This window comes from Mesorhizobium sp. M8A.F.Ca.ET.165.01.1.1 (assembly GCF_004792065.1).
In the GTDB taxonomy this organism is placed as follows: domain Bacteria; phylum Pseudomonadota; class Alphaproteobacteria; order Rhizobiales; family Rhizobiaceae; genus Mesorhizobium.
On the sequence record NZ_SRTH01000005.1, the window covers coordinates 13150 to 33712 of the forward strand.

General features: G+C 63.4%; 19 protein-coding genes. 10 read left to right on the top strand and 9 right to left on the bottom strand.

From position 1 onward, the window contains the following. Positions 1-13: 13 nt before the first annotated feature. Positions 14-2077, bottom strand: a complete 2064-nt coding sequence (locus tag EN808_RS15935) for a hypothetical protein (protein WP_135916336.1) — start codon at positions 2075-2077, stop codon at positions 14-16. 188 nt (positions 2078-2265) lie between these two features. Between EN808_RS15935 and EN808_RS15940 the strand changes: the two genes are divergently transcribed. Then, the gene (locus tag EN808_RS15940; RefSeq protein ID WP_135916337.1) at positions 2266-3195 is read left to right on the top strand and encodes a neutral zinc metallopeptidase; all 930 of its coding nucleotides are present in this window, start codon (positions 2266-2268) and stop codon (positions 3193-3195) included. Between the two features lie 154 nt (positions 3196-3349). Next, positions 3350-4615, top strand: a complete 1266-nt coding sequence (locus EN808_RS15945) for a TCR/Tet family MFS transporter (RefSeq protein ID WP_135916338.1) — start codon at positions 3350-3352, stop codon at positions 4613-4615. A 231-nt stretch (positions 4616-4846) separates the two neighbouring features. Here EN808_RS15945 and EN808_RS15955 read toward each other — a convergent pair whose 3' ends face one another. From EN808_RS15955 to carA, 3 genes are all read right to left on the bottom strand, one after another. Continuing rightward, positions 4847-5230 (bottom strand): helix-turn-helix transcriptional regulator, encoded by a 384-nt coding sequence (locus tag EN808_RS15955; RefSeq protein WP_127279690.1) that lies wholly within the window; start codon positions 5228-5230, stop codon positions 4847-4849. Continuing rightward, the gene (locus EN808_RS15960; protein WP_127279691.1) at positions 5227-5493 is read right to left on the bottom strand and encodes a type II toxin-antitoxin system RelE/ParE family toxin; all 267 of its coding nucleotides are present in this window, start codon (positions 5491-5493) and stop codon (positions 5227-5229) included. Before EN808_RS15960 ends, EN808_RS15955 begins: the two co-directional genes overlap by 4 nt. Before the next feature lie 68 nt (positions 5494-5561). Beyond that, positions 5562-6779 carry a glutamine-hydrolyzing carbamoyl-phosphate synthase small subunit gene (gene carA / locus EN808_RS15965; protein WP_127870044.1) on the bottom strand — a complete coding sequence of 406 codons (1218 nt, stop codon included), beginning with the start codon at positions 6777-6779 and terminating at the stop codon, positions 5562-5564. Between the two features lie 275 nt (positions 6780-7054). On the opposite strand from carA, the gene EN808_RS15970 reads away from it, so the two are divergent. Together EN808_RS15970 and EN808_RS15975 are read left to right on the top strand one after the other, a co-directional pair. Beyond that, positions 7055-7504 carry a GatB/YqeY domain-containing protein gene (locus EN808_RS15970; protein WP_127279693.1) on the top strand — a complete coding sequence of 150 codons (450 nt, stop codon included), beginning with the start codon at positions 7055-7057 and terminating at the stop codon, positions 7502-7504. Positions 7505-7549: 45 nt separating this feature from the next. Then, positions 7550-8704, top strand: coding sequence for a serine hydrolase (locus tag EN808_RS15975; protein WP_210235450.1), 1155 nt, complete (start codon positions 7550-7552; stop codon positions 8702-8704). A 69-nt stretch (positions 8705-8773) separates the two neighbouring features. Here the strand turns inward: EN808_RS15975 and EN808_RS15980 are convergent, their stop codons facing one another. After that, positions 8774-9703, bottom strand: coding sequence for a LysR family transcriptional regulator (locus EN808_RS15980; RefSeq protein WP_135916339.1), 930 nt, complete (start codon positions 9701-9703; stop codon positions 8774-8776). Positions 9704-9803: 100 nt separating this feature from the next. Here EN808_RS15980 and EN808_RS15985 point away from each other — a divergent pair, with 100 nt between their 5' ends. Further along, on the top strand, positions 9804-10595 hold the full coding sequence (locus tag EN808_RS15985; protein WP_135916340.1) for an alpha/beta fold hydrolase: 792 nt from the start codon (positions 9804-9806) through the stop codon (positions 10593-10595). Between the two features lie 28 nt (positions 10596-10623). Here the strand turns inward: EN808_RS15985 and EN808_RS15990 are convergent, their stop codons facing one another. Beyond that, on the bottom strand, positions 10624-11607 hold the full coding sequence (locus EN808_RS15990; protein WP_127279696.1) for a hypothetical protein: 984 nt from the start codon (positions 11605-11607) through the stop codon (positions 10624-10626). Positions 11608-11894: 287 nt separating this feature from the next. Here EN808_RS15990 and EN808_RS15995 point away from each other — a divergent pair, with 287 nt between their 5' ends. Continuing rightward, positions 11895-12452 (top strand): GNAT family N-acetyltransferase, encoded by a 558-nt coding sequence (locus EN808_RS15995; protein WP_135916341.1) that lies wholly within the window; start codon positions 11895-11897, stop codon positions 12450-12452. Between the two features lie 144 nt (positions 12453-12596). Here the strand turns inward: EN808_RS15995 and EN808_RS16000 are convergent, their stop codons facing one another. The 3 genes from EN808_RS16000 to EN808_RS16010 form a co-directional block, all read right to left on the bottom strand. Then, a complete protein-coding gene (locus tag EN808_RS16000) occupies positions 12597-13634 on the bottom strand; it encodes a P1 family peptidase (protein ID WP_135916342.1) in 1038 nt (345 codons plus the stop codon). A 1-nt stretch (position 13635) separates the two neighbouring features. Further along, positions 13636-14820, bottom strand: coding sequence for an MFS transporter (locus EN808_RS16005; RefSeq protein ID WP_135916343.1), 1185 nt, complete (start codon positions 14818-14820; stop codon positions 13636-13638). A 148-nt stretch (positions 14821-14968) separates the two neighbouring features. Then, on the bottom strand, positions 14969-16633 hold the full coding sequence (locus EN808_RS16010) for a Na/Pi cotransporter family protein (protein WP_135916344.1): 1665 nt from the start codon (positions 16631-16633) through the stop codon (positions 14969-14971). Between the two features lie 378 nt (positions 16634-17011). Here EN808_RS16010 and EN808_RS16015 point away from each other — a divergent pair, with 378 nt between their 5' ends. The 4 genes from EN808_RS16015 (at position 17012) to dnaG (ending at position 20198) form a co-directional block, all read left to right on the top strand. Next, positions 17012-17392, top strand: a complete 381-nt coding sequence (locus EN808_RS16015; protein WP_135916345.1) for an RcnB family protein — start codon at positions 17012-17014, stop codon at positions 17390-17392. A 131-nt stretch (positions 17393-17523) separates the two neighbouring features. After that, positions 17524-17772, top strand: coding sequence for a type II toxin-antitoxin system RelE/ParE family toxin (locus tag EN808_RS16020; protein ID WP_127278335.1), 249 nt, complete (start codon positions 17524-17526; stop codon positions 17770-17772). 12 nt (positions 17773-17784) lie between these two features. Next, a complete protein-coding gene (locus EN808_RS16025) occupies positions 17785-18150 on the top strand; it encodes a helix-turn-helix transcriptional regulator (RefSeq protein ID WP_127278334.1) in 366 nt (121 codons plus the stop codon). A 107-nt stretch (positions 18151-18257) separates the two neighbouring features. Then, the gene (dnaG, locus tag EN808_RS16030) at positions 18258-20198 is read left to right on the top strand and encodes a DNA primase (RefSeq protein ID WP_135916346.1); all 1941 of its coding nucleotides are present in this window, start codon (positions 18258-18260) and stop codon (positions 20196-20198) included. Positions 20199-20563: the final 365 nt, after the last annotated feature.

Below are 20563 nucleotides of genomic sequence, written 5' to 3' on the forward strand. Positions count from 1 at the left end.
GTCAGCGGACAGCTCACTCGCTAACATCCTGCTTCCAGCTGCGCGGGTGGCCGTCGACGCGGAACTGGAAGATGAAATAGGGCGGGATGCAGGTGCCTTCGCCAGGCTTGGCATCGGGCAGATCGTCATATCCGGCGGTGCAGATATAGTCCTCGCGGCAGGGATGCGCCTTGTCGCAGGCGCGCAGGCCGGCGGTCTTGGTGAATTCCTTCGTGCAGAATTTATGGTCCTTGCCGGACGCGATGCAATCATTGAAGCCGGTCTTGGCGAGGCGACCGCAACTTGCCTCGTCGGGGAGCTTGTCGCAGCTCGCCTTGCGCAGCATGCCGCCGGGAAAGCCGCCGGTCTTCTGTTCGGGATTGTCGTAGCGCTGGCGCGCGGCGCCATAGCCGGCGAGCTTGACCGCCGGCTTCCTGTCGCGTGCCGGATCGATGGCGCAATCCTTGGCGGTTGCCGGCGACAGGCGGCAATACCGGTCGCTGCCCCAGGTCGACATCCTGATTTCGCCGAATTCCACGGGGTCGCCGACCGCGGTGCCTTTCTCGCTGACGCATGTGCCGAAACCAGGATGGATGGCGCTTTCGTGGACCCCGGCGCAGCGCAGGCCGGTGCCGCAGGCCCAGTCCTTGAAGCTTTCATCCTCGCCGCGATAGCAGATCGAGCCCCAGCCATTGTAGAGATCGGTGCCTTTCAGCGCGTCAGCGTATTTCTGGTCGGGACGGGCGGCGAAACCCCTGGTGAAATCGGGATGGCCGCCGGCGGCGAATTCCTCGACGATGGCGCGGCGGCGCGGCAGGTCGGCGAAGAAGACGGCCGAGCCCGGCACGAAGACGGCATTGCGGCGCGGCTCGCTGGCCGGGTCGGCGCCGGTATAGTGGAAGCCGGCAATGCCATGCGTCTGGTGGCAGCCGGTGCAGGACATCTCGTTGAGGCGCAGGTTGAAGCCGGCGACCGACTTGATGGTGGCAAGCGTGTTGCCCCTGGCGACATAGTCCTTCAGCGCCTTGTCGATGTCGGCGTCATCGACCAGCCCATGGACGATGTTGTTCTGCGAGCGGCTCAAGCCGCCGGGTGCCACCGAGACGGCGCTCTTGGCCAGGAATTTCTCGTCGACGATCAGCCGTCCGTGATCGAGATCGTAGATGTTGCGGTCAGTAAGCAGCCATTTGGCGAAGGCGGGCCTGTCAGCCAGCACCGTCGCCCGGTCGATCTCGTTTTCCATCCTGGCTTCATAGAAGCTTGAAATGGCCGGATCCCATTTGAAGATCTTCAACAGGTACTCGGCATGGCCGCCGAAATCGCGCCGCGTCGACGCCGACAGCCTGAGCACCTGCATGTTGAGCTCGAGCCGCATGATCTGCGAGGAATTCAGCATGGCGCCGGACAGCGGGCCTTCGTCGGAGCGCAGCCAGGCGGCCAATTGCTCGGGTGGCAAGTCCTTTCGACCGGCGGCCAGCCAGCGCCGGGCGACGTCCGCGCAGGACGCGTCGGTGGCGCTGGGAAGGTCCTTAGAAGCGCGGGCCTGCGCCTTCCCAGGCTTGGCGTTGAAGACCAGGCTCATGGTCAGCGGCAGGCGCGATGAAATGCGCTGGCCGGGCTTGCCGTTCGCCGGTTTTTCCTGGACCGAATAGTGGAAGCGGTAGATCAGCCGGATCTCGCCGCATTCGGTGTGGCCGAGGTAGCCTCGGTCCATGCGGTTGACGACGCCGGTGAGGTCGAGCGTCGAGCCGTCGTCATCGATGTATCTGGGATTGAATTTCTGGCTGGTGTCGTTCGATTTCGCCATGGCCGCGACATAGGGGTCGGGGCTGGTCTTGGGCTCGTCTGATATCTCGCGCTTGACCGTGTCGCGCACCGTGGCCAGCGCCGGCACCGAAAACAGGCCGCGATTGTCGACGTCGCGGGTGAGGCCGAGGGCGGGGCCGAGCAGGCGGCTGATCGACAGGCCGCCACGCTCCAGCGCTTGCAAGGTGGCGGGATCGGTGACCGCGACGCTGGAATCGAGCGTCACCGCGCCGGCATTTGCAAGCCCAAGGCACAGCACCAGCAGCGACAGGAAACCTGCGATCGTCCTCAAGCCTCGAACCCCTCCGATCCCGGCGATGCTACAGGCCTTGCGCGCTCCCGGCCAGTGCGGTGAAACGGCCACCCAGCGCTGCCGCCCTCACGAAAAATGCTGTGACTTGGCGCAACCATTACGATAATTGTTTGTTGGATTGAGCCGGCCTGCCGGAACAACGGGAAAGTTTGCAGCGAGGAGTTGCCATGCTCTGGAGAGGCCGTCGTCAGAGTGACAATATCGAGGACGACCGCAGCGACAGTGGCGGCGGCGGGATCGGTGGCGGCGGCGGTCAGTTCCAACTGCCCATCGGCGGCCGGACGGGTGGCGGCGGCAGTATCATCCTCGTCATCCTTGTCGTGATCGCCGGCTGGTATTTCGGCTTCGATCCCTCGGCGATCCTGGGCGGTGGCGACGGCGGCCTGCTGCCGGGCGGCGGTGGCCAGATCACGGACAACAGCGGCGGTGGTCAGGATAGCAGCGCGGGTAGCCCGGCCAATGACGAGATGAAGCAGTTCGTGGCGACCGTGCTCGCCGAGACCGAGGACACCTGGACGGGCATCTTCAAGTCGCAAGGCCTGACCTATGAGGACCCCAAGCTGGTGCTGTTTTCCGGCCAGGTCCGCTCCGCCTGCGGTTTTGCTTCCGCCGCGGCCGGACCGTTCTATTGTCCTGGAGATCACAAGGTCTATCTCGACATGACCTTCTTCCAGCAGCTCGACCAGCAGTTCGGCGCTTCCGGCGAGTTCGCCCGTGCTTACGTCATCGCGCATGAGGTCGGCCACCACGTACAGAACCTCACCGGCATCATGGGCAAGTTCGACCAGATGCGCCAAGGCATGAGCGAAGCCGATGCCAATCAGCTGTCGGTGCGCATCGAACTGCAGGCCGACTGCTTCGCCGGCGTGTGGGCGCACTACACCGGGCAGAAGGGCATATTGGAGCAGGGCGACTTCGAAAGCGCGCTGAACGCGGCCAAGCAGATCGGCGACGACACGCTGCAGAAGAAGATGCAGGGCTATGTCGTGCCGGAAAGCTTCAACCACGGCACCTCGCAGCAGCGTCAGACCTGGCTGACGCGCGGCTACAAGAGCGGCAAGCTGTCGGACTGCAATACGATGAGCGGGCCGCTCTAAGCAGTCGTTTTCGGAAAAAGACGTGACGGCGAGACGCCGTCAGGGAGTGTCAGGATCAAAGCTTCCTGCCTGTTCCCTCATTGTTCCTTTTTGCTTGCTCGCCTATAAGGTGCGTCCGCCCGCGCCCCAGGGCGGCCAGAGGAGCTTGACCATCATGATCGACCCCAAAACCGCCAGGCGGGGCCTCGCGCTCGTCTTCACGACGCTGCTGCTCGACATTATCGGCTTCGGCATGATCATGCCTGTGCTGCCGGCCTATCTCAGGGAGTTGACTGGCGTCGGCATCAGCGAAGCGGCGATCGAGGGCGGTTGGCTGTTCTTCGTTTATGCGGCCATGCAGTTCTTCTTCGCGCCCATCATGGGCGGCCTGAGTGACCGGTTCGGACGGCGGCCGATCCTGCTCGCCTCGGTGCTGACCTTCTCCATCGACAATCTGATCTGCGCCATTGCCTGGTCCTATCCGATGCTGTTCATCGGACGTGTGCTGGCCGGCATTTCGGGCGCCAGCTATTCGACGACGTCGGCCTTCATCGCCGACATTTCGAACGACGAGAACCGGGCGAAGAATTTCGGCCTGCTCGGCATTGCCTTCGGCGTCGGCTTCGTCATCGGGCCGGTGCTGGGCGGCCTGCTCGGCACGTTCGGCCCGCGCGTGCCGTTCTTTTTCGCCGCCGGGCTCGCCTTCGTGAACTTCCTGATCGCGATGTTCTTCCTGCCCGAGACGCTCGATGAAAAGCATCGCCGCCGCTTCGAGTGGAAACGCGCCAATCCGGTCGGCACGCTCCTGCAGATGCGCCAGTACCAAGGCATAGGCTGGATCGGGCTGGTCTTCTTCCTGATGACGCTCGGCCACATGATGTATCCGGCAGTGTGGTCGTTCGTCTCCAACTACCGCTATGGCTGGAGCGAGCAGCAGATCGGCTTCTCGCTCGGCGCCTTCGGCCTGTGCGGCGCGATCGTCATGGGCACGGTGCTGCCGCGTGTCATCCCCAGGCTCGGCGAGTGGAGAACGGCGGTCATCGGCCTGACCTTCACCGCGGCCAGCGCCTTCGGCTATGCCTTCGCCTCGCAAGGCTGGATGGTCTATGCGGTGATCGTCGTCGGTTGCCTGGAGGCGCTGGCCGATCCGCCGCTCAGAAGCCTCGCCGCCGCCAAGGTGCCGCCTTCGGCACAAGGCGAGCTGCAGGGCGCGATGACCTCGATCTTCTCGATCACCTCGATCATCACGCCGCTGCTCTATACCGCGATCTTTTCCTGGTTCACCGGACCCAGCGCGCCCGTCACCTTCGGCGGCGCGCCCTATCTGGTCGGCGCGTGCTTCCTGGTGCTGGCGGTCATCGTCTTCGTCACCAAGGTGACGAGGCCGGCGACAATCGGAAACGCCGCGGCCGATGTGGCTGAAGACGGAGCGCAGGCATGAGCCATGACGGCCGCATCGCGCTGACCAGTGACGGGCTGTCGCTGTCGCGCCTGGTCTTTGGTGCGTGGCGCCTGCTCGATGGTGGCGTGCGCCCGGACGCCGGTGCTCGGTTCGATGAAGCCGGAACGTCTGGCTTCCATGGCCAAAGCACTGAATATCGTGCTCGACCGCCAGCAATGGTTCACTATCCTGGAAGCCAGCGAAGGCCGGCCGGTGGCGTGAGGTTGGGGATCAGGCTTCAATCCATTCGCCGGGGACATCCAACGCCTTTGCCAGCATCGTGCTGGTTTGCGCGGAGGGTTTGCGGCGATTGGATTCAATGTCCGACAGGAAGCCCTGACTGACCCCAATGGTCCGCGCCAGGTCGGCTTGCGTCAGCTTGCGCCAGTTGCGCAGCGCCTTGAGGCGGCTGGAACCTCGCAAAATATCCATGGTCACCTCGGCGGGCAGGGCCTTTTCAGCTTTGAACTCAGACTTCCGCTCATCGTAGATAGCCACATCCGCAGCGTCTTCCTGGGCTTCTTCGGCCGCATGCAGCAATGCCTCGTAATCCGCCTTCGGGATAACGACCAGTTCTTCGCCGGTCGAGGTCCTTATGATTTGAGGGGCGTTCATGATGTCCTGTCCCATGGCCTGCTGTAGGTCGTCGTTTCACGCTTGCCGATATAGATCGCAAGGATCGTGGTGCGATCTTCATCGAATATGACGCGGTAGCGGCCAATCCGGAGCCTATAGCCGTCCCTGCCGGAAAGGCGCTTTACATCTCCACGGCCGCTGGCCGCGTAAGCGATCAAACCCTCGGAAACCTGCTCGCGGACATCAGCCGGCAGGTTGTCGAGATCGCGAGCCGCCGGTGCCGAAAGAACGATCGTCTTCACGAGTACAAATATCGCATAAATATCGCTCTTTGTTAAGCGATATTATCGCAGCCGCCGATTTTGCGGGATCAGGCCCGCTCGGCCAGCAATTCCTCACCGCGCTTCTGGCGGATCAGGTTGACGAAGCGGCGGAACAGATAGTGCGAATCCTGCGGGCCGGGCGAAGCCTCGGGGTGGTGCTGGACGGAAAATACCGGACGGCCGGTGAGCGCGATGCCGCAATTCGAGCCGTCGAACAGCGAGACATGGGTTTCCTCGACACCCGCGGGCAGCGAGTCGGCATCGACGGCAAAGCCATGGTTCATCGAGACGATCTCGACCTTGCCGGTTGTGTGATCCTTGACCGGGTGGTTGGCGCCGTGATGGCCCTGATGCATCTTGGCGGTCTTACCGCCCAGCGCCAGCGCCAGCATCTGATGGCCGAGGCAGATGCCGAACACGGGGATGTCGGTCTTGAGCAGGTCCTGGATGACCGGCACGGCATAGTCGCCCGTGGCTTCCGGATCGCCGGGGCCATTGGAGAGGAAGATGCCGTCGGGCTGCATGGCGAGGATTTCCTCCGAACCGGTGCTGGCCGGAACCACCGTCACCTTGGCGCCGAGGCCGGCGAGCAGGCGCAATATGTTGCGCTTGACGCCGTAGTCGATGGCCACGACGTGCAACGAAGGCTCGTCCTGCTCGCCAAAGCCTTCGTTCCAGACCCAGGGCGTCTCGCGCCAGACCGAGGACTGGCCCGACGTGACCTCCTTGGCGAGATCGAGCCCGATCAGGCCCGACCATGCGGCGGCGCGCCGCTTCAGGTCGGCGAGGTCGAAGACGCCGTCGGGCGCGTGCGCGATGACGGCGTTGGGCATGCCTTTTTCGCGGATCAGCGCGGTGAGCGCGCGGGTGTCGATGCCCGAGAGCGCGACGATGCCGCGCTTCTTCAGCCATTGATCGAGATCGCCGGCGGCGCGGTAATTGGACGGGTTGGTGACATCGGCCTTGAACACGGCGCCGACGGCGCCGGCGCGGGCGGCCGGGTTGAGGTCTTCGATGTCCTCGCCATTGGTGCCGATGTTGCCGATATGCGGGAAGGTGAAGGTGACGATCTGGCCGGCATAGGAAGGGTCGGTGAGGATTTCCTGGTAGCCGGTGAGTGCTGTGTTGAAGCAGACTTCGGCCACCGCCGAGCCGGTGGCGCCGAGGCCGCGACCCTCGATGACGGTGCCGTCTGCCAGCACCAGAAGGGCGGTCGGCTTTTCAGTGGCCCAGGGTGGGGTCAGCGCGGGCGTCATCTCGGCCATGGCGGCACTCCTATCAGGCCGCGCTGCAACGAGCCCGGCGGGCCATCTGCGCGGCAAAGGGCGCGAAGCAGCGATTTCGCAGCCTCCACGCAGTCAAGCTTCAGTTCATGCAAGGCCCAGTACATAGGGGAAGGGGGCAGGGCGGTCAATGATCATGCGAAACGCCGCCGCGATTTATTTCATTGAGGAATATCATAGGCTTGCCCTGGCATATGAGGGTTTGCGTTGGCCTGTCCCCGGCGCTATTGTCCGCGCCGACCGAAGGAGAGAGATCAATGCGCGCGAAAATCGCCGAATCCCTGAAGACCGCGATGAAGGCGCAGGACAAGCACCGGCTGCCGACATTGCGGCTGATCCAGGCCGCCATCCACGATCGCGACATCGCCAATCGCGGTGCCGGCAAGGACCCTGCCAGCGACGAGGAAATCCTGCAGATCCTGGCCAAGATGGTGAAGCAGCGCGAGGAATCGGCCAAGGCCTTCGAGGACGGCAAGCGGCCGGAACTGGCGGCTCAGGAGCGCGGCGAGATGGAGATCATCCGCGGCTTCCTGCCGACGCAGCTTGACGATGCGGCGGTCACGGCGGCGGCGCGCGAGGCGATTGCCGCCACCGGTGCGGCCAGCCAGAAGGACATGGGCAAGGTGATCGCCGCGCTCAAGCAGAAATATGCCGGCCAGATGGATTTCGGCAAGGCAAGCGGCATCGTCAAGGGGCTGCTGCAGTAGGGCTTTTACCCGCGCGGTTTGCGAACCACATTTGAAGGGCACCCTATGGGCGCAGCAATGAGCCGTGAAGCCTACATTAGAAGCCTATTCACTGGTGCCGATCAGCGCCAGAATTTCCAGACCATGGATACGATCTTTCCAGTCGGGCGGATGTCGGCATCTCCGGAACCCTTTGTTTTCCCAGGGGCGGCCGAAATAGCCTTGCCGGCGAACTACCGGTATGAAGGGAAACTCAGATCAATTGATGGTTTCCTCGAAGAAACCGAAACCATGGCACTGCTCGTGCTGAAAAGCGGTGTGCTCGTCTTTGAGCGCTATGCGCCTTGGGGTGGTCGGGACAGGCGATGGAAGTCCATGTCCGTGGCCAAGAGCGTCATTTCTGCCTCCCTCGGGATTGCCGTTGGCACTGGATTGGTCGCGACTCTCGATGACAGCATTTCCTCTTACCTGCCGGAATTGAGCGGGTCGGCATATGACGGCGTGCGTATCAAAGATGTGCTTCAAATGTCCTCTGGAGCTGGCTGGAATGAGGACTACAGCGACCCTGATTCGGACATCAACCGCTTCGCCGCGATCACGGCCAAAGGCGGCTCATTCAATGGCTTTCCACCGACTTTGAAGAGAGCGAGAGAGCCAGGCACCTTCAATTTCTACAATAGCACTGATACCCAGGTGCTCGGCATGCTGCTCAAGCGCGTCACTGCCCGTCCGATCCACGCCTACGTCCAGGACGTTCTCTGGCACCCCCTTGGCATGGAATCGGAAGCATGCTGGCTGCTCGACGATACTGGAATGGAAATGGCTTATGCCGGTCTCAACGCTACAGCGCGGGACTACCTCAAGATTGGCGAATTGTTTCGGTTGGGAGGATGCTGGCAAGGGCGCCAGATTGTTCCCAACGCGTGGGTGAAGGCTTCGATCACTCCTGACGCACCCCACTTGATGCCAGGCGATATGAGCCACTCCGATTCTCTGTGGGGGTACGGCTACCAGTGGTGGATTATGGACGGAACCGAAGGGGAGTTTGCGGCTGTCGGCGTCTACAATCAGTTCATCTATGTAAATCCGGCGCGCGACATCGTCATGGTAAAGCTTTCGGCCAACCGCCGATATGGCCTTACCAACGACGAAACGTCATATCGCGAGCTTGAGACGATCGAAGCGCTACGACAGATCGCCATTGCCGCTTCAGACCAATAGTCTCCTGAACCGTCCCCCCGATGCCGATTGAACGGCCTCCGGGAACTCCCCTGGTATCAAGTATCCGTTTCACGGATCAGCCTGGCGTTTGAGTTCTAACGCACGGCGCAAAGCCGGCGCTTCCTGCTGGATATGGTTCCACAGACGGTGGGCGACCGGCCCGTGCGGCCGGTCGCGGCGGCGCGCCACGACCAAGTCGTCGGTGCGGCCCGGCAGATGACTGCCGGCAATGGACAGGAGCTGCCCGTCGCGCAGCTCTTCCGCGATCAGGAAATGCGGCAGGTGGCCCCAGCCGAGGCCTTGGAGGATGATTTCCTTCTTCATGGCTTGATCGGGGACCAGACATTGCGGCGCGCCTTCGACCACGAAGTAGTCCTGTCGTGGTGAATGCAGGGCGGTGTCGCGCATCACGCATTGGGTGAATGCCTGCATCTTCTCCAGTGTGATCGGTCGTTCGATGCACTCGGGCAGGAAGCCCGGCGCCACCACGGGAATGAAGGGCACCTTGCTGAGGTCGATCCATTCGATCCGTGCGTCGCCCTTGTCGATCCAGTGCAGGATCAGATCGGCTTTGTCGTCGAAAAGACGCTCCGACGGGCCGCCGACGGCTTCGAAATGGAGATGCAGCCGGGTGCCGGGGCATTGGGCGAAGAACCGTCCGAGCATGCCCAGCACCCGCGGGCGCGGGCAGAGGTCGCCGATCACGACATGGATTTCGCTTTCCTCGCCCATCGAAAGCTGGGCGGCATGGACGCGCAGGCCGTCCAGTTCGCGCAGCAGCTGCTGCGCGCGCCGCTGGAACGACAGCCCCGCTTCCGTCGCACGAACGCGATAGCCGCTGCGGTCAAGAAGAACCAGATCGAGCTGCCGTTCGAGCTTGGCGACAGCGGCGAACACCGCCGGGTGCGAGCGGTGCAGCATGGCCGCGGCCGGCTGAAAGCCGCCGGTGCGGATCACGGCGTCGAAGCACTGAAGATCGTGCAAGGTGAACTCGGCCATGTCAGCTTTGATTACAGAGATTGTCCTATCTTTGTAATATCACTAAAGCCCGACCACGGCTACGCTTTGCCTCATTCAACGTTCCAAGAGGATCTTCAACATGAGCGAGCTGAATTTCGTGACTGTCGGCGACGGCACGCGCATCGCCTATCGCTTCGACGGCGACGCCGGAAAGCCGGTGCTGGTGCTGTCCAACTCCATCGCCACCACGCTGCATATGTGGGATGGGCAGGTCGGCGAACTGTCCAGGCATTTCCGCGTTCTGCGCTACGACTTTCGTGGTCATGGCGGGTCGAGCGCGCCAGTCGGCGCCTATTCCCTCGACCGGCTTGGCCGCGACGTGATCGAACTCATCGATGCGCTCGGCCTCGGGCGCGTGCATTTTCTCGGCCTGTCGCTCGGCGGTTTCGTCGGGCAGTGGCTCGGCGTTCATGCGCCCGAGCGGATCGACCGGCTGATCCTGAGCAACACCTCGTCTCACCTTTCGCCAGCAAGTTATTTCGACGAGCGGATTGCCGTCGTGCGGCAGGCGCCGGACATGTCGGAAACGGCCGAAGTGTTTCTCAACAACTGGTTCCCGGCGGACATGGTGGCGGCCGACGAACCCGTCATCGAGGAATTCCGCGCTATGCTGCTTGCGATCGACCGGCAAGGCCTGGCCGGCCTGTTCGCGGCGGTTCGTGATGCCGATCTTCGCCGCACCATCGCGCTGATCTCCCGGCCGACGCTGGTGATCGCCGGCGAGCACGACACGGTGACGGCGGCGAGCCATAGCGAGGTGATCGCGGCCGCGGTGCCCGGCGCGAAGCTCGTCGTGCTGCCCGCGGTCCACTTGTCGAACGTGGAATACCCCGCTGAGTTCATGAAGGCCGTGCTCGATTTCCTGCACTAAGCCGGTGCAGGGCGCCGTGGGTACCGTCTCACGGCTCCTTGCAGATCGGCAGTGGCTGCGCAGGTGGTGCGGGATGATCCTGCTTATATTGGGCGATGACAGGCTCGAGGGTTTTTCGCGGCCAGAATTTCGGCGTACCGATCTCCTTCAGGCAGGATGCGTTCCAGTAGGTGCCTGAAGCGGAATGGCCGCTCGCAATGGCGGCGATGTCGCGCGATTCCGGGTAGATGTAGAGCGTCGTCGGATTGTCCTTCACCATCGAGATGAGTTGCCTGGCATCGGCCGGGGACCAACTGGTGCAGCCATTGCTGCGGCCGCCGGCATAGTCCACCAGCTTGCCGAACGGCACCATGCCGTCGTGGTCGGCATAGGCGCTGTTCGGGGTCTTGCGCATGCACATGGTGCGCAGCACCTGCGCCGCGTGGCCGCCGATCACGCGCTGCCTGGCGTTGGCGGCCTCGCCTTCGCCGTCGAACTGGATGAAAGTGCGCTGGAAAGCCACGTCCTGTTTCGCGCCGGTGCGATAAAAGCCCTTGAACGAGGTTTTCGCTTCGCGGGTCATGTAGGCGCCGCCGGCGGTCAGTTCCGAATCCATGGCGTTGCCGAAGTTCTTGGCGCAGCGCCTGCCGTTCGAAAAGTTCACGGTGCCTTTCAGGTTCCGGCCGCCGCCATGGCCCGCCGAAATCGCGCGAAACGACTGGCTGGCTTCGCACACGACATAGTAGCGGCGTCCCAGCACGCCATTGCCGAGATCGCCGGGACGGGTGGCGTCCATGGCGAAATAGCAGGGGTTCCGGACGGCGCCCTGCGCCACTTTCTGCAGGTAAAGCGAGCGCGCCCGCTCCAGCACCACTTGTGAAATCTGGCCGTCGGCGTTGCCGACGTGGGCCTGCAGCCAGGCGGGAACGGCCGATGGCGCGGCAAAGGATCGGGCCGATGCCGTCAGGGCAATGACGACGACGAGGAGGCCGAGGAGCGTAACGACACCCAACGGGACAGATCTCAACCGCACCGGACCCATTCTCCTGTCGAAGCCGTTCGTGATTCCCCACGATGAATCACCCAAGCACAATCATAAAACGCCGCGCGCCATCAGGCGAAACACATCTTGTTTAGCGCGCCGGCAAGTATGCGCGAAAAGCCGAGGGAGACGCGCAACCAGCCATGCCGGCCCAAGGCGGCTGTGGAAGCCTGAAAAACGTCCCCCCGATTTTCGATCCGCCGAGATCCGCTTTCAGGCGGCTTGAGCGCCCTGCTGTCCAAGGGTATGCCTGCTTCGTTTTTCAGGAAGCATCGACCATGATCGAGATCGTCAAACCCGCGCTCGAACATCTGCCGTCCTACAAGGCGGCGCTCGAACGCGGCTGGTCGCCGGACAATGTGCGGCTCATGGAGGCAACACGCGCGGAGCTTGCGGCGATCGACGAGGACCCCATGGCATTCCTCGCCAGCCTCGACGATCCCGAGGCCAAGGGGCCGCCCATCGCCTTGCCAGACGGCACACAAGTGCCACGCCTGCCGGGTTTCCGCCGCTGGATCTGGGACGGCGAGGCGTCGGGCTCGATCGGCTTTCGCTGGCAGAGGGGCACGGCGGAACTGCCGCCGCACGTGCTTGGCCATATCGGTTATGCCGTGGTGCCGTGGAAGCGAAAGCGCGGCTACGCCACCGAGGCGGTGAGGCTGATGCTGGACGAGGCGAGGGCGGTCCGCCTGCCCTATGTCGAGCTCACTGCCAAGCCGGGCAATCCGGCCTCGCACAAGGTGATCCTGGCCAATGGCGGCAGACTCGTCGAGCGCTTCTTCGAGGACGCCGCCTATGGCGGGGTAGAGAGCCTGCGGTTCCGGATCGATTTGTAACGGGCCGTTTGGAACCTACTCCGGCGGCCATCTGAAGGCGTTTTTCGCGCTTCCGATCCTCACGGACCCAATGTCCGCCGCGCTCCGGCACTCGAACCACCATCATATGACTCGCCAGAGCGAATTTCCAAACGGTCTCCAGGCCTATCGCCTTTCGGCCTGATCACGCAGCCAGTCGGCGAGCGATGCGCGGTGCGTGCCGGCCCGGCCGGTGAAAGCGTCGGCGGAAAGCATGGAGTTCAGCACCGCCTCCTGCGTCGCTTCCGCCGCCGCCCTGAAAAGAATGTCGATGCGCGCTTCGTTGAGCGCGAGCAGCGGCACCAGATCGCGGTTTTCATCATGGTCGATCAGGTTGCCGGTGCTGAAGGCGATGGCGATGTCCCCGCTGCCATTGCCCCAGAAGGAGCCAAGCCTGGCGATGCCGGCCCCGGTGCGGCGCGCCACGCGCTCGAGCTGGCGGTGTTCGAGCGGCACATCCGTCGCCAGAACGACCATGATCGAGCCGCGTTCGGGCTCGGCGTGCCGCCTGGGATCGGGCCGGCGCCCGTCGGGCAAGACGAGGTCGCCGGGCCTGCCGAAATTCGACAGGACCAGAACGCCAAGATGATGTCCGCCGCCAAGCGCGATCTTCCTGGAGACCGAGCCGATGCCGCCCTTGAAGCCGAAGCAGCTCATTCCCGTTCCGGCGCCGACATTGCCCTGTTCGACGGCGCCCTCACGCGCATCGGCGAGCGCGGCAAGGGCATGCTCCTCCGATATCGCCAGGGCCTGGATGTCGTTCAGCGGGCCGTCATTGCACTCACCGACCACCGGATTGACGGTTCCGGTGGTGCGGCCGATATCGGGGTTCTGGCGGATGGCGTCACGGATCAGCGCCGTGGCGCAGATGCCGACCGAGAGCGTGTTGGTCAGGAGAACAGGCGTCTCGATGGTGCCGAGTTCCTGCACCTGCATCAGCCCGATGGTCTTGCCGAAGCCGTTGATGACATGGCTTGCCGCCGTCACCTTTTTGCGGAACAGATTTCCGCCATGCGGCAGGACCGCGGTCACGCCGGTGTTGATGTCGCCGTCGCGCAGCGTGCAGTGACCGACGCGCACGCCAGGCACATCGGTGATCGCATTGTGCGTGCCCGTCGGCAAGGTGCCGCAGGTCAGGCCGAAATCAGCGACAGTCCTTGCCATGTTATTCGGCGGCCACCGGTACCGGCGGGCTGATGTCGCTGCGCCGTTCCCAGAGATGGGAAATGACAGCCACGATGACGGCAACCGCCATCGCGAAGGCGCCAACAACCGGCAGGCTGCGATAGCCGTAGCCGGCATTGAGCATGGCTGCTCCGAGCGACGCGGCCAAAGCGATGCCGATATTGAAGCCGGACGGGATGAGCGAAGCGGCGAGACCGGAGGCATCCGCCGTCCAGGCCAGGATGCGGGTCTGGATGGGGGTGCCGATGGCGAAGTTGAGACCGCCCCAGACGATGATCGCGACAACCATCGGCAGGGGGTAGGGGCTGACGAGATAGATGATGGCCAGCGTCACCGCCTGCAGGGCGAGCATGGAGATCAGCGACGGCATCAGTTTCCAGTCGGACAGTTTGCCGCCGAGGAAGACGCCAAGCGTGGCGCCGACGCCGTTGAGCAGCAGCACCCAGGGCACCAGGCTTTCGTCGAGCCCTGTGACCTCCAGCAGCGTTGGGGTGATGTAGGTGAACAGGCAGAACTGGCCGAGCATCAGCATCAGCATCAGGATCAGCGAGGTCCAGACCTGCTGGCGCGCCAGCACCCGAACCTCGCTGGCAAGGCTCGCCGACTTGGCCTGATATCCGGTAGCGCGCGGCAACAAAGCCGCCATGGCAAGAGTTGCCGCCACGCCCAGTGCGCCCATCACCCAGAATGTCGCGCGCCAGCCCCAGATGTTGCCGATGGCGGTGCCCGCCGGCACACCGATGATGTTGGAGACGGTGAGGCCCGACAGGATGACGGCCACCGCCATGCCGCGCTGATCCTCGCGCACCAGGCCGACGGCAACCACCATGGCAACGCCGAAATAGGCGCCATGCGCGACGGCCACGGCAATGCGCAGCAACAGCATGGAGGTGAAGTCGGGCGCCAGCGCGCAGGCCGCCTGACCGATGGTGAAGGCGACAGCGAGGCCGAGCAGCAAGGCCTTGCGCGACAGGCTCTTGGTGGCGAGCGCCAGCAGCGGCCCACCGATGGCGATGCCGCAGGCATAGCCGGAGACGAGGTAGCCGGCGGAAGGAACCGAAACGCCAAGCCCTTGCGCCACCTGCGGCAGCACGCCGGCGATGACGAATTCGGTGGTGCCGAAAGCGAAAGCGGCGATGAACAGGGCGATGAGCGGCAGCGACATGAAAAACAAACCCTCGAAATGGAAGGCTCAAACCATGGATGGCCGTGGCGGGCAATCCAGAAATTTTTGTCGCCGGTTTAGGTTTTCTTGAGCGGGGTGCGGCGATGAAGCGCCAAACTCCCCCTCGAGGGGGAAATTGGCAACTTTGTCAGCTCGCCTTCAGTCTGGATCCAAAAAGCAGGCCGCGCTCTTCCAGCACGGGATAGGCCATCGACGCCAGCAGCGAGTTGATCTGCTTCAGGTCGCGGATGGTATCGAGGTGGATCGAGCTGGTTTCGACGCTTCTGGCGGTGCCTTCGCGCAGGCGCAGGAAATGGCTGGCGCTGGTTTCCTTCTCGCGGTCACGCAGCCGGTCCTTCTCCAGCACAAGCTGGCGAGCGGTCTCGGGGTCTCGCGACACCAGCACGTTGAAGGCAAGACGGGCATTGGCCAGCACCGAGCCATGGAAGGCGCACAACTCGCTCCAGCCTTCGTTGGTGAATTCCAGGCCGCGCTCGAATTTCTTCTTCACATGCACCAGCATGTTCCGCACGATGATGTCGCCGACCTGCTCGAGCTTGACACAAGCGCCGATCAGCTCCTGGCAGCGCAGCGCCTCGTCTTCGGTCATCGGGTTCCTGGTCACCTTTGCGAGGTAGAGCTTTATGGCCGCGTGCCTGCGGTCGACACGGTCGTCGAGGGCCGCCAGCGCCTTGATCTTGTCCGAGTCGGCGTCCTCATAGAGTTCGATGATGCGCTTGAGCATGATCTCGACCGTCTCGCAGACCCGCACCACCTCGCGTGTGGCGTTGGCCAGAGCCTGGCTCGGCACATCGAGCGCGCTTTCGTTGAGCGCCGACAGTTCGACGACCTCGAGCGTGGCGGCAGGCGCCGGCTTGGCGCCGAGGGCCACGATCCTTTCGGAGGCTCGGTAGACCAAACCGGCCAGCGGCAGGCCGGCGAGCAGGATGATCACATTGAACAGGATATGGGCGTTGACGATCTGATCGGCCGCCGTCGAGCCGAGGAAGGCGACATGCGGCCGGAAGATCATGAACAGGATCAGCATGACCAGCGAGCCAAGCCCGCGCATCAGGAGGTTGCCGACCGGCACCACACGGACTTCGGGGCTGGCCGAGCGTGTCAGCATCGGCGCGATCAGCGACGAACCGAGATTGACCCCGAGGATAAGGACGAGGCCGAGTTCAGGGCTGATCAGGCCGCGGCCGGCCAGCGTCGCCATCAACAGCACCGCCGCGATGCTCGACTGGAACAGCCAGGTGATCATTGCCGCCAACAGGTAGGCGGTGATGGAATCGCTGGAGAAATAATTGAGGATGACCGGCAGCAACTGGCTGTTGCGCAGCGGCTCGGACGCCTGGCCGATCATTTCCAGGGACAGGATCAAGAGGCCGATGCCGACCAGGATGCGGCCGGTCTGTCGCCAGTCGCGCCGCTCGGTGGCCATGAACATCACCGTGCCCGATATCAGGCAGAGCGGTACCAAGAGCGTGAGGTCGAAGGTCAGCAGCTTGACCACCAGAGCAGAGCCGATCTCGGCGCCCCGTACCGCCAACTGGCCGGCGGCGCCCGAGACGATGCCGGAACCGGCGAAGGAGCCGACCAGCAGCGTGACCGCGGTCGAGCTTTGCAGCGCGATCGCGAGGCCGGTGCCGGCCAGCACCGCCATGATCGGGTTGCGCATGGTGGCGCGCAGGCGATGACGCAGCACGTCGCCATAGGCGCGCTCGACGCCGGTCTTGACCATGCGGGTGGCAAACAGCATCAGCGCGACGGCGCCGGCCAGATGCAGGAGGACGACGGAGCCGCTCATCGCGGCGCCTGCATGCGTGCATGGCGCTCGCTGCGGCCGGCATGGCGACGGGGGGAGAAGGCGAGGGTACGAATCATGGTCATGACAGCCTTGGAATATAGCCGGAATATTTTAGCCGAATAATAAAAATTTGTCGATTTCAAGGGGCCGCCGCGAGGCGACAGCCGGTGTCGGAAAATGGACGGGTCAGCAAACGGTTGCACCGGCTTGAGCGGCGATCGGCCGGATCTGCGATGTTTTGGCGCCGGTCTTTGTGGCAATGTTCAAATCTTTTGGATAAGCACAGGAATTCATTACACAATTGTAATGCTGGCGTTCAGTTTCGGTTCATCCCCTGGCCGTTATCCCTCCTGGCATCGACAACCAAGGAGACTTCTGATGAAACGCATTGTTCTTTCCGCCCTCGCTTTCTCGATGCTGGCCGCCACCTCGCTTGCCGGCCAGGCAGCGCCGATGAACGCGCCAGTGGCGCCGCAGTCGAACTACACCAAGGTCGACTGGCAGAAGCCTACCCACCGGGACGCCAAGAAGCGCGTCATCCAGAAGCGGTTCGTCCAGAAGAAGGTCGTCGTGAAGCGGAACAACTGGCGCAATGGCCAGAAATATTCTGGCTGGAGGCGGCACCAGCCGATCCGCGACTATGGCCGCTATGGCCTGCATCGTCCCGGCCGCGGCCAGGAATGGATCCGCGTCGGCAATGACTATGTGCTGGTCGGCATCCTCTCCGGCGTCATCTTCGGCGCGCTCGCCGCGCAATAATCATTGACGATGGCCGGCATCTCGCCGGCCCTTCGATAGAAGGCGGCCCGCGAGGGTCGCCTTCTTTTTGACTATCCGGTCTCATGCCGACCCGCCTTGCTGAAAATATCACAATATGCGATATTTAAACGGTGAAGAGGGTCATACTTCTGCCCTTGGCGGCAAAAGCGTTGCGAAAGCATCGGGTCGATGCCGAGAGGATTTTATCGAAGATCGAAACCTATGCCAGGGACGCGAGTACGCTTGCCAACAGCGTCAAGGCCTTGCAGGGATCGTCGGCGCTGCGCTTAAGGGTCGGCGACTATCGCGTGATCTTCGAAGAGACGGATCAAGAGATCATCGTGACCAAGATCGGACCGCGTGGATCGGTATATGATTGAAGGAATGCCGGAATGAACAACATCGCCTATGTCACGACGCCAGGTGGCGAGGAACTGGCCATCCTGCCGCGCAGCGAACTGGAAGCCCTTCGTGAATCGCTGGAGCATGCGCAGGCGCTTGGCGGGTTTCGTGCCGGGCAGCTTCCCGGTCTTACGCCCGATGAAGCACGAGCACTTGTTGGCGCGGTCTCTCCGCTGGCTTTCTGGCGCAGATACCGCAAGCAGACCCAGGCCGTTCTCGCTGCCTCCGTGGGCGTGACCCAGAACTATCTTTCGGATATCGAGAACGGAAAGCGCGGTGGGGACGTCACGCTTTGGCTGCGGATTGCCCGTGCTCTCGAATTGCCGATCGAGAGTTTGGTCGATGACGGCGACTGATCAGCGGACCGCGGAGTGGCCTTGCCCTGTGGAAACCGGGTATGGCCTCTATTGGGGGTCGTCTGAAATCGCGGGCATGATTATATGGTGGCGAAACGAGTTCCCCGATGCGATTTCCGCCTGCCTTCCTCGACGAGATACGCGACCGCGTGCCGATTTCACAGCTTATCGGCCAGCGCGTGGCGTGGGATCGCAAGAAGACCAACGCATCGCGCGGCGACTATTGGGCGTGCTGTCCGTTCCATGGCGAGAAGAGCCCGTCCTTCCACTGCGAGGACAAGAAGGGGCGCTATCACTGTTTCGGCTGCTCGGTCTCGGGTGACCATTTCAAGTTCCTGACCGAACTCGAAGGACTGAGTTTTCCCGAGGCGGTCGAGAAGATCGCCGACATGGCCGGCGTGCCGATGCCGGTCCGCGACGAACGGGAGGAACAACGCGAGAAGGAACGCGCCAGCCTGACCGATGTCATGGAGATGGCGACCGCCTTCTTCCAGGAGCGCCTGCAAGGGCCGGAGGGCGCCAAGGCCCGCGCCTATCTCAGGGATCGTGGGCTGACGCCGGCGACACAGCAGTCGTTCCGGCTCGGCTTCGCGCCCGACAGCCGCAATGCGCTGAAGGAGCATCTGGCGGCCAAGGGTGTGCCGAAAGCCGATATCGAGGCCTGCGGGCTGGTGCGCCATGGCGACGACATTCCGGTCTCCTATGACTGGTTCCGCGACCGCATCATGTTCCCGATCCCGGATTCGCGCGGCAAGATCATCGCCTTCGGCGGCCGCGCCCTGGCCCCCGATGCGCTCGCCAAATACATGAACTCGCCCGACACCGAGCTCTTCCACAAGGGCAATGTGCTCTACAATTTCGCCCGCGCCCGCAAGGCCTTGGCCAAAGGCGGTACGGTCATCGCCGTCGAAGGCTATATGGACGTGATCGCGCTGGCGCAGGCCGGGTTCGAGAATGTCGTGGCGCCGCTCGGCACCGCGCTCACGGAAAACCAGCTCGAATTGTTGTGGCGCATGGCGCCGGAGCCGATGCTGTGCTTCGACGGCGACAAGGCCGGGCTGAAGGCGGCATGGCGGGCAGCCGACATGGCGCTGCCGTCAGTGCAGGCCGGACGCTCGGCGCGCTTCGCGCTGCTGCCGGAAGGCAAGGATCCCGACGATCTGGTCAAGGCCGAGGGGCCTGACGCCTTCCGCGCCGTGCTGGCCGATGCGCGGCCGCTGGTCGACCTGTTGTGGATGCGCGAAACGGCCGGCGGCGTCTTCGACACGCCGGAGCGGCGGGCCGAACTCGAGAAGACGCTGCGCGAACTGACCAGCCGCATCCGCGACGAAAGCCTGCGCTACCACTACCAGCAGGAGATGCGCGAGCGGGTGCTGAGCTTCTTCGGCTCCCAGCGCAATGCGCGGCAAGGTCGTCAGGATGGCGGCCGGCCCGGTCAGCGCGGCCAGGGCAAGCCCGCGCCCGGCGGCCAATTCGCCAAGGCCGGTGGCGGCCGCATGCCGATCACCGAAAGCCTCGGCCAGTCGGCGCTGGTCAGGCGCGGCGAGAGGATGTCGGTGCGCGAGGCGACGATCATCGTGGCACTGGTCAACCATCCGGCGCTGATCGACGAGAATTTCGCCCATGTCGAGTTCCTCGACCTCGCCAATTCCGACCTGACGCGGCTGCATGCCGCCATTCTCGACGCGATGGCGCATGACATGGCCAATGACCGCCACGCCGTGGTGGCGACGATCGAACGCGCCGGCTGCGCCGAGATCTGGGAGCGCGCCGTCGGCCTGATCAAGCGGGCGCGGCAATGGCCGGCGCTGGAGACGGCGGCCCTCGAGGATGCCCGCGACGCTCTGAACCAGGCGTTGCACTTGCAGCGCAGCGCGCGCACCTTACATAAGGAGCTGAAACAGGCGGAAGCGGCCCTCGAAGCGGATCCTTCGGACGAAAACTTCCGCCATCTGATCGAAATTCAGGCGCAATTTCAGGATGTACAAGCGACGGAAGCGCTGATCGAAGGATTCGGCGTTTCGTCGGGCAGGGCTGGGCGGGCCTAAGTGCAGCTGAGTGCGGGAATGAAGGCGCGGCCACGCTTCCCTTGGGGGCGAGGCGCGCTAAGTCGGGTAATTGATTCGCTTTTTTCATGCGAATCATGCCAGAGGCGCTTGACCTTCGGACAGAATGGCGGAATCAGGACGATTCGAAACGTTAACCCGCACCCGCATCGACGGGAAACAAGCGATGCAAGGTACTTGATCACTGGACAGGCGGCCCGCCTGCCACAGATATTAGGGTTAATCTGGACTTAATGTATGCCGCCCAAGAGTGGAACCCGGTTTTGGGGCAACGGCATGCACCAAACAAAAGAGTGGATGCAGCTCATGGGCCGGGTAAAGCGCGTTTAGAAAAACGGGCGTATCCG

Coding starts and splice junctions, on each gene's coding strand:
- EN808_RS15940 (WP_135916337.1), top strand. CDS start 2,266: ATGCTCTGGAGAGGCCGTCGTCAGAGTGACAATATCGAGGACGACCGC.
- EN808_RS15945 (WP_135916338.1), top strand. CDS start 3,350: ATGATCGACCCCAAAACCGCCAGGCGGGGCCTCGCGCTCGTCTTCACG.
- EN808_RS15955 (WP_127279690.1), bottom strand. CDS start 5,230: ATGAACGCCCCTCAAATCATAAGGACCTCGACCGGCGAAGAACTGGTC.
- carA (WP_127870044.1), bottom strand. CDS start 6,779: ATGGCCGAGATGACGCCCGCGCTGACCCCACCCTGGGCCACTGAAAAG.
- EN808_RS15970 (WP_127279693.1), top strand. CDS start 7,055: ATGCGCGCGAAAATCGCCGAATCCCTGAAGACCGCGATGAAGGCGCAG.
- EN808_RS15975 (WP_210235450.1), top strand. CDS start 7,550: ATGGGCGCAGCAATGAGCCGTGAAGCCTACATTAGAAGCCTATTCACT.
- EN808_RS15980 (WP_135916339.1), bottom strand. CDS start 9,703: ATGGCCGAGTTCACCTTGCACGATCTTCAGTGCTTCGACGCCGTGATC.
- EN808_RS15985 (WP_135916340.1), top strand. CDS start 9,804: ATGAGCGAGCTGAATTTCGTGACTGTCGGCGACGGCACGCGCATCGCC.
- EN808_RS15995 (WP_135916341.1), top strand. CDS start 11,895: ATGATCGAGATCGTCAAACCCGCGCTCGAACATCTGCCGTCCTACAAG.
- EN808_RS16000 (WP_135916342.1), bottom strand. CDS start 13,634: ATGGCAAGGACTGTCGCTGATTTCGGCCTGACCTGCGGCACCTTGCCG.
- EN808_RS16005 (WP_135916343.1), bottom strand. CDS start 14,820: ATGTCGCTGCCGCTCATCGCCCTGTTCATCGCCGCTTTCGCTTTCGGC.
- EN808_RS16010 (WP_135916344.1), bottom strand. CDS start 16,633: ATGAGCGGCTCCGTCGTCCTCCTGCATCTGGCCGGCGCCGTCGCGCTG.
- EN808_RS16015 (WP_135916345.1), top strand. CDS start 17,012: ATGAAACGCATTGTTCTTTCCGCCCTCGCTTTCTCGATGCTGGCCGCC.
- EN808_RS16025 (WP_127278334.1), top strand. CDS start 17,785: ATGAACAACATCGCCTATGTCACGACGCCAGGTGGCGAGGAACTGGCC.
- dnaG (WP_135916346.1), top strand. CDS start 18,258: ATGCGATTTCCGCCTGCCTTCCTCGACGAGATACGCGACCGCGTGCCG.